Origin of the sequence: Photobacterium sp. NCIMB 13483 (assembly GCF_003025475.1) — a bacterium.
GTDB lineage: Bacteria > Pseudomonadota > Gammaproteobacteria > Enterobacterales > Vibrionaceae > Photobacterium > Photobacterium piscicola.
Genome location: NZ_PYLV01000042.1, coordinates 1 through 8,380 on the forward strand (window position 1 = coordinate 1; position 8,380 = coordinate 8,380).

An 8,380-nucleotide genomic window follows, 5' to 3' on the forward strand; every position below is an offset into this window, starting at 1 on the left:
GGCTTCTTTGTGGCTTAAGCACGTGGTGAGTAGATCCCGGATAGCTCGTGCCTCAACTTCCGGGATGACGGGTAATAAACCCCGTCATTCCCTACAGTGAGGTTACGAACGAGATAGGGAATCTACTGTCCGCTCGTTGTAGAGTCATTGATTGTGGTCGAATTTTGGCATGTTTTTGTTGGTGTATTTAAGGCTCAATTACGCGTTGAGTAGATTCCGGATAGCTTCGTGCCTCAGCTTCCGGGATGACGGGTAATAAACCCCGTCATTCCCTACAGTGAGGTTACGAACGAGATAGGGAATCTACTTCCGCTCGTTGTAGAGTTATTGATTGTGGTCGAATTTTGGCATGTTTTTGTTGGTGTATTTAAGGCTCAATCACGCGTTGAGTAGATCCCGGATAGCTTCGTGCCTCAGCTTCCGGGATGACGGATAATGGGCAGAGTCTCGATACTAACAATCTCGATACTCGCGATAACTCTTCCTCGACTTTCTTTCCCTCGCTCATATCCTATCTATTATGCTATTCTGCACAGTTAGTTACCTCACTTGGGTAACACTATATTTAACAATATTCAGGGATTAAAAATGAAAATTGTCGCGGTAACAGCCTGTCCAACGGGTATCGCACACACCTATATGGCTGCGGATGTACTTAACAAAACCGCGCATCAGATGGGAATCAAGATTCAAGTCGAAACCCAAGGTGCAATGGGGATTGAGAACTTTTTAACTGCCAAAGATATCGCAGCTGCAAATATTGTCTTAATTGCCTCGGATATTGAAGTTGAACAACGGGCGCGTTTTACCGGTAGCCGCATTCATTGTGTGACGATAGAAGAAGTCTTAGTTGATGCAACCGCAGTGATTGAACGTTGTCAGCAATTGTGTCAATAATTTTCATGCTAATAAAACAGGTCATAACACGACAGGGATAACGGATGTTAGAGCGACGGATCACCTTCTATTGTGGTGCAGCAGGTCTGCCTTCTTACCAACTTAATCAGCTAAAAAAACTGACGGGTTATTTCCAATCTCATGTTGAATTATTTAATGTGAGTCAATTGACGCGCGCGCCAGTATCACAGCCATTAAAAATGCTATCGTTAGCGAATAAACCCCATGCGTTATGCCAATTAATTATTAATGGTAGCGATGCTGAATTAGCGAATTTAGTGTTAACTGATTTTATTGCTCAATATGCACTATCGCTGACACAATACACTCCATCCGTACCATTTAAGATCAGTTTGCCATTAACCAGTATTGGTTGGACTGATGGCGGTGAGAATCATAAAATAGACACCATTACGCAATTAAGCCAGATGCTGGTGGCGCAACAGGCGATCACTTCTGAACAACAGCCCGCATTAAAACAAGCACTATTGGCTCGAGAAAATGTTTCTGCCACTGTTATGGGGCCAGGTATTGCCTTGCCACATGTGATGCATGAAATGATCGCAAAACCAGCAATGGCGATAGTGTGTCACCCTCAGGCTATTGATTGGGGATCGTCACGGGGTAATATTAGCCGTGCGGTTGCGATGATCTTGCCCAAGCCACCTCAGAAAGTTGTGATCATGGCCTTTGCGCAGTTTTCAAAATGTTTATTAAACGAAGATTATTGTACAGCGCTAACACTGGCTCAACAGCCTCAAGAATTAAAAGCTTTAATTGTTGAAGCGTTAAGGTAGCAAAGTTAGGTGACACCTCGATATTCCGATGGCGTACGGCCGGTTTTATTTTTAAAAACACGACAAAAATAGTTCACATCGACAAAACCGCAGCGGCTAGCAATTTCAGTTAATCGAAACGGGTATTGGCGTAACATAAATTTGGCACGTTCAATTCGTACCCAACAAATATAATCAGCGAGTCGCATATGGCCTTGTTGACGAAATAAACGCGATAGGTGATTGGGTGTAATGTTAAACCGATTGGCTATCGTGTCGCGGCTAATGGCGCGGTGAAAATTTTCTTGAATATAAATACAGATCCCTTGATACAGATCTTCAGTACGATTTTTTGATTGGTGCAATGGAACATGGAGCATATTTTGGGTGTAGCTGAGTAAAGCTTGTAATAAATGCTCATCCATTGGCTGCTGTTGGTGTTCTGTCGCTAACATATTCAGTGCCGTTAAAATGGGATCAACTGCGTGTCCTGTCCATGCTTGAATCGAGTGTTTTTGAACATCATAAAATTTGGGGCTATCTTTGGTTTTACTGACTAAACTAAAGCCCAATTGACGCTTACCAAACAGCAAACTCAACACCGAACATTCAGTATTCCAGCTTGGTTGGTTCCAACTGTTGGGCGGAATATAGATAGCATCGCCCCCCATTAGACTAATCTGACAGATGCCATTATCACCATCATCGAGTTGGTTAATATATTCACCTTTTAGCACCAATTCGAGGCGTGGGAAATTTACCTGATAGCTAAATTGTGGTGGTTGAGTTTTACCGCCAGCAAACCAAATTCGATTAAAACTTTCCCGTTCCGTCAACACAGAATCAATTAAATTAAAGAAAACATTATCCATGGTATTCACTTCATGTTTGGAATGGTGGTAGCAGGATTATTAGTTTGTGCTGAATAAACCGATTAAGTTTTGTTATAGTGCTGTCAGTTAGTGTATGACGTCAATAATAATGGTTGATGCCATACCATAAATATCGTGAGCAATAATAAGAATAGGACCTGACAATGACTGACTCTACCCGCACTGTCTTTTTTAAGATGGATAACGTGATCCAAGATTATGCTTGGGGCAGTGTAACATCAATTGAGCAACTGTTTGCTATTCCAAATCTAGATCAAAAGCCACAAGCTGAAATGTGGATGGGTGCCCATGCTAATGGTTGCTCAGTGATCACGGTTAATGGTGAAGCAGTACGCTTAGCTGATTTTATTGCCACCGATCCTGATGCAATTATTGGTGCAGAAACTCAAGCTAAATTTGCTGAGTTACCATACTTATTTAAAGTGTTAGCAGCTGAAAAAGCGTTATCAGTGCAAGTTCACCCAAGTAAGCATCAAGCTGAAATAGGCTATGCAAAAGAAGAAAAAATCGGTATTGCGCGTAATGCCGCTAACCGTAACTACAAAGATCCTAACCATAAACCTGAGCTAGTGTTTGCGTTAACACCTTATCAAGCAATGAATGGTTTCCGTGAGTTAGCTGAAATCGTTGAATTATTTACCACAATCAATCTCGATGTGATTAGTGATCTGGTTAATACTTTTGCAGCTAATCAAACGGATGCAGGTTTACGAGATTTCTTTGAAGCGATGCTATCGCTTGAAGGTGAGCGTAAAGAGTCTGCTGTTAATGGACTTTTAGCGTTCTGTCATGAACATAAAGATCAGCCATTATTTGCGTTATTGATTGATTTATCTGAACAATACCCTGGTGATATCGGTCTGTTTGTTCCATTAATGTTGAACGTATTAACATTACAACCAGGCGAAGCGATGTTCCTAAGTGCATGTACTCCACATGCCTACATTAAAGGAACTGGCCTTGAGATCATGGCTAACTCAGATAATGTATTACGTGCTGGTTTAACACCTAAATTTATGGATGTACCAGAGTTAGTTGCTAATACTGAATTTAAAAGCATGGCAGCGAATGAATTATTACTGGCGCCAACAATGGTTGCTGGTGGTTTAGATTATCAGATCCCAGTGCCTGATTTTAAATTTAGCGTTTATAAACAAGTTAATGATATTGCATTACAAAATACCAGTGCTGAAATTTTATTTGCGATTGATGCGCCGCTAACAGTGACGCATCAAAATGGTGAAACATTGACGCTTGAAAAAGGCCAGTCAGTGTTTATTCCTACTTATGCAAAGGCATATTCAGCGCATTGTGATGGTATGTTTGCGCGTGCGTATAACTAAAGGGTTATAGGGAAGAGCAGGGACGAGGTTGTGAGTCTCTAGTTCTCAGGATAATGGATTAAGCGATGGGTGAAAGCCTGTCGCTTTTTTTATAGCCCCGTCATTCCCTACAGTGAGGTTACGAATGAGATAGGGAATCTACTGTCCGCGCGCTGCGGGATGGTTAGATAAAATACCCCTATGTAATTTTATAAATTAACTTCGAAATTACAAATAAATGACAGGACATAAACAAGGAAATGTATAATCTACTTGAAAATCATTAGTTGCTGTTAGAAACATAGCATTACTAAATAAACCTAAACCTAAATATTCACCGTTAATGCACTATGTAGTGTTGATTAATCACTTTTTTATTTTATAAATATATCTGTCAACACTCAAATCTTAAATAAGATCGCATTAAGACAATATTCTTTACTAAGTAATAACGATGACAAAAAAAAGCTTTTTAAAAAACATGAACTATTTAAGAGGCTTTGCTATCTTAAATATTATAATTGTTCATATATGGACAATTCCAACGTTGTATGTCGAAAATGATTCTATATATCAAAAGATTATAAATGTAACAAGAGAAATATTATTTCATGATAGTTCTATTTATTTTATTTTTATATCTGGGTTTTTTCTTAAATATTTATCCTTTGCATCTCCTTTAAAGTATTACAAAACAAAGTTTAAAAATATATTGTTACCGTATATAGTTTTAAGCTCTACTATATTCATTTTTAATATATATATTGGTGAAATTAATTTTTCTTTGTTAACGTTTTTTAGATACATTTTTCTGGGGGAGGCACAAGTTCAATATTGGTATATACCTTTTATTGTGACTATATTTTTAATTAGCCCCATGCTATTAAAAACACCTAATAAAACATTACTGTTAACCTTACCTATCTTGTTGATATTACCGTTAATTGGAACAAGAACAGGAACGATAATATCATTAGGACAATATGTTTATTTTTTTCCAATTTATATTTTAGGTATACTATGTGCAGCAAATTATGATCGCTTTATAATCTTAATTGATGAGCATTTTTTATTATTAATTGCTGCAATAATAATATCAACGGGTTTGATTGTTATCGTAATGTTGTTTGATCCTAAATTTTTATTTTTTAATCTTTATGAATCTTTTCATTACATTCAAAAAATAGCTATCTTGTTATTTTTTATCGTTTTCTTTAAAAGAATAGATCATATAGATATTAATATCCTTAATGTGTTTGCAAAATATAGTTTTGCCTTATTTTTTGTTCACTTCTTTATTAATGATTTATTAAATAAATTATTAATGGAAAAGTATTATGATATATTTTTCACGTCAACATTTTTAATTATTCCAATATCTATTTTTTATTCTTTAATCAGTATATCGTTATCTCTATTGTTTTGTGTTTGTATGAAAAAAGTACTTGGATATAATTCAAGATATATTATTGGCGTTTGATTTAATGGTTATAATTATTGAATTCACAGGTTTCTTTAAGGCTCAAGCTCGCGTTAAGTAGATCCCGGATAACTTCGTGCCTCAGCTTCCGGGATGTGAGTAATAAACCCCGTCATTCCCTACAGTGAGGTTACGAACGAGATAGGGAATCTACTATCCGCACACTGCTCTTGCTGTTCCTCGCCCCTCAAAACCTCGTTTTTACCTAGTTTCCACTGATGTCTTTATGGCTCAAGCTCGTGGTGAGTAGATCCCGGATAGTATCGTACTTCAACTTTCGAGATGTGAATAATGGACTGGGTTATTCTCGCCACTGCTTTTCCTCGCCCCTCAAAACCTCGCTTTTACCTAGTTTCCACTGGTGTCTTTATGGCTCAAGCTCGTGGTGAGTAGATCCCGGATAGTATCGTACTTCAACTTTCGAGATGTGAATAATGGGCTGGATTATTCTCGCCACTCGCTACTGCTTTTCCTCGCCTCTTGAAACCTCGTCCCTTAAACCTGCTTTTTGCTTGTCCTTCTTTTCCTAGCCCTTCCTTCTGTGATCTATCGCACTAAAAAATCCAATATCCACACTAAGTAAAGCCTTATTTAGATAGTTATAAAAATAATTTGATAATCATTTTTTAAAATATCCACACAGAATAATAAATTTAAGTAGTTGAAATAATTAACTTTTAAATGCGGTTCAACTTGTTTTATATATGGTAAAAATTATGAGTGATAGCTCACACTGATAGTTTAATGTTACAAATTTCCAGTTAAAGCCTGTTTTGTACTCTACTTTATCCCCATTAAAAAACCGACAATATTGCCATGCTGATGACCAATACAATGTCATCGAGCCCATAATAAAATTATCGGGGATAGAATATGATTACCACCCTCATCAATGAGCAGTTGATTAACATCAACCTTAAAGCGACCACTAAAGATGAAGTGTTTGCTGAAATGGCAGATATTTTAGTTCAACAAGGTCGCGTTGCGGATAAAACCCAATTTTTAGCAGACATTCAAGCACGTGAAGAATTAGGTAACACAGGTTTTGAAGACGGTGTTGCGCTACCACACGCTAAGAGTGCGGCCGTTATTAAACCTGCGGTTGCGATTGGTGTTAGCCGTACAGGTATTGAATACGGTGCAGAAGACGGCTTGCCATCAAAACTATTTTTCATGATTGCTTCTCCTGATGGTGGTGATAATCACCATATTGAAGTATTGGCTGAGTTGTCATCAAAATTGATTGAAGATGGTTTTATTGACGCCTTCCTAGCCGTTAAAACACCGGCTGATGCATTGGCATTGTTGCTTGCTGAAAAACAAGCGGTAGCAACATTACCACAAGATAAAGGCTTATTGATTGGGGTGACTGGCTGTCCAGCTGGCGTTGCGCACACTTACCTTGCAGCAGAAGCATTAGAAAAAGCGGCGGCTGAATTAGGTTACGAAATCAAAGTTGAAACTAACGGCTCTATTGGTGTTAAAAATTCACCAACCGCTGAAGAAATTGCCCGCGCAGAAGCGATCATTGTTAGTTGTGATAAGCAAGTCGATATGGATCGTTTTGCGGGTAAGAAATTAATTAAGACTGGCGTAAAAGCCCCGATTAAAGATGGTAAAGGCGTTATTCAACAAGCATTAGTTGCGAAACCATTTGATGCTAATGGCGATGGCTTAGATGACGGTGAAAGTAAAGTTTCTAAAGCCCGTTCTGATTTATACCGTTTCTTAATGAACGGCGTATCACACATGATCCCGTTTGTTGTTACTGGTGGTTTGTTAATTGCGTTGGCATTAGCGATTGGTGGACAGCCAACGGATGCGGGAATGCAGATCCCTGTCGGTAGTATGTGGCAAAAAGTACTCGATGTCGGTGTGGTCGCCTTTACATTAATGATTCCAGTACTTGCAGGTTACATAGCATATGCGATTGGTGATCGTCCTGCATTAGCTCCGGGTTTCATTGGTGGCTGGATTGCGAATAACGGCTCATTTTATGGTGCAGATGCAGGTACAGGTTTTATCGGAGCTATCATTGCAGGTCTATTAGTGGGTTATTTTGTACGTTGGGTTGCAACACGTAAATACCACAAGTTATTACAACCATTAGTGCCAATTCTTATTGCACCGATTACAGGTACATTATTCATTGCAAGTGCGTTTATCTTTGTTATTGGTGCGCCAATTGCAGGTCTAATGCATACCATGAACACCGTACTAACTGAAATGAGTACAGGTAACGTAATCTTACTGGGTATTGTATTAGGTGGTATGGCTGGCTTTGATATGGGTGGTCCATTTAACAAAGTGGCATTCTTGTTCTCTGTTGGCATGATAGCCAATGGCCAAACACAATTTATGGGTGCGATGGCATGTGCGATTCCTGTAGCACCGCTGGGTATGGGTCTAGCAACGATAATTGGTCGTAAACTCAATATCTTTGAGCAATCAGAAATTGAAGCAGGTAAAGCGGCGGGTGCAATGGGCTTAGTCGGTATCTCTGAAGGTGCGATTCCATTTGCAGCGCAAGATCCAATCTCAGTTATTCCAGCAAACGTATTAGGCAGCATGGTTGCCGCGGTAATGGCATTCTCGTTTGGTATCACTAACAGCGTAGCTCACGGTGGTCCAGTGGTTGCATTACTAGGTGCGATGAATAAACCATTGCTTGCTTTAGTATGTATGGCAACAGGTATGGTAGTTACAGCGCTGGTTGCGGTATCACTGAAGAAATTCCGTAAAGCAAAAGCGGATAAAGTGTTAGTGGTAGCGTAGGGGTTTTGAGTATCGAGTTTTAAAGATACGAGATTAAGCGATGGGTGCAAGCCTGTCGCTTTTTTTTGTTCCTGAGGCTCAAGCACGCGTTAAGTAGATCCCGGATAGTTTCAATGGTATGGACTCCCCACCTTACTGACATTGTCAGCTACAGTTATAGCGTCAACCAAAAAGGAGCCCATACCATGAATAAGCCTAGCACTATTTGTATTGATCTCGCTAAAAACGTTTTTCAAG

6 protein-coding genes are annotated in these 8,380 nt (G+C 39.1%); 5 read left to right on the top strand and 1 reads right to left on the bottom strand.

The features are described from left to right. The first annotated feature begins 588 nt into the window (after positions 1 to 588). Both C9I86_RS19415 and C9I86_RS19420 read left to right on the top strand, forming a co-directional pair. The gene (locus C9I86_RS19415; RefSeq protein WP_080158057.1) at positions 589 to 897 is read left to right on the top strand and encodes a PTS fructose transporter subunit IIB; all 309 of its coding nucleotides are present in this window, start codon (positions 589 to 591) and stop codon (positions 895 to 897) included. A 44-nt stretch (positions 898 to 941) separates the two neighbouring features. Next, entirely contained in the window at positions 942 to 1,694 is a 753-nt protein-coding gene (locus C9I86_RS19420; protein ID WP_107277234.1) for a PTS sugar transporter subunit IIA, read from the top strand. Positions 1,695 to 1,699: 5 nt separating this feature from the next. Here the strand turns inward: C9I86_RS19420 and C9I86_RS19425 are convergent, their stop codons facing one another. Further along, entirely contained in the window at positions 1,700 to 2,545 is an 846-nt protein-coding gene (locus C9I86_RS19425) for a helix-turn-helix transcriptional regulator (protein WP_080158055.1), read from the bottom strand. Between the two features lie 164 nt (positions 2,546 to 2,709). On the opposite strand from C9I86_RS19425, the gene manA reads away from it, so the two are divergent. From manA to C9I86_RS19440, 3 genes are all read left to right on the top strand, one after another. Then, a complete protein-coding gene (gene manA, locus C9I86_RS19430) occupies positions 2,710 to 3,909 on the top strand; it encodes a mannose-6-phosphate isomerase, class I (protein ID WP_107277235.1) in 1,200 nt (399 codons plus the stop codon). A 433-nt stretch (positions 3,910 to 4,342) separates the two neighbouring features. Next, entirely contained in the window at positions 4,343 to 5,368 is a 1,026-nt protein-coding gene (locus C9I86_RS19435; RefSeq protein WP_107277236.1) for an acyltransferase, read from the top strand. 873 nt (positions 5,369 to 6,241) lie between these two features. Then, on the top strand, positions 6,242 to 8,143 hold the full coding sequence (locus C9I86_RS19440) for a fructose-specific PTS transporter subunit EIIC (protein WP_107277237.1): 1,902 nt from the start codon (positions 6,242 to 6,244) through the stop codon (positions 8,141 to 8,143). The last annotated feature ends 237 nt before the right edge of the window (positions 8,144 to 8,380 follow it).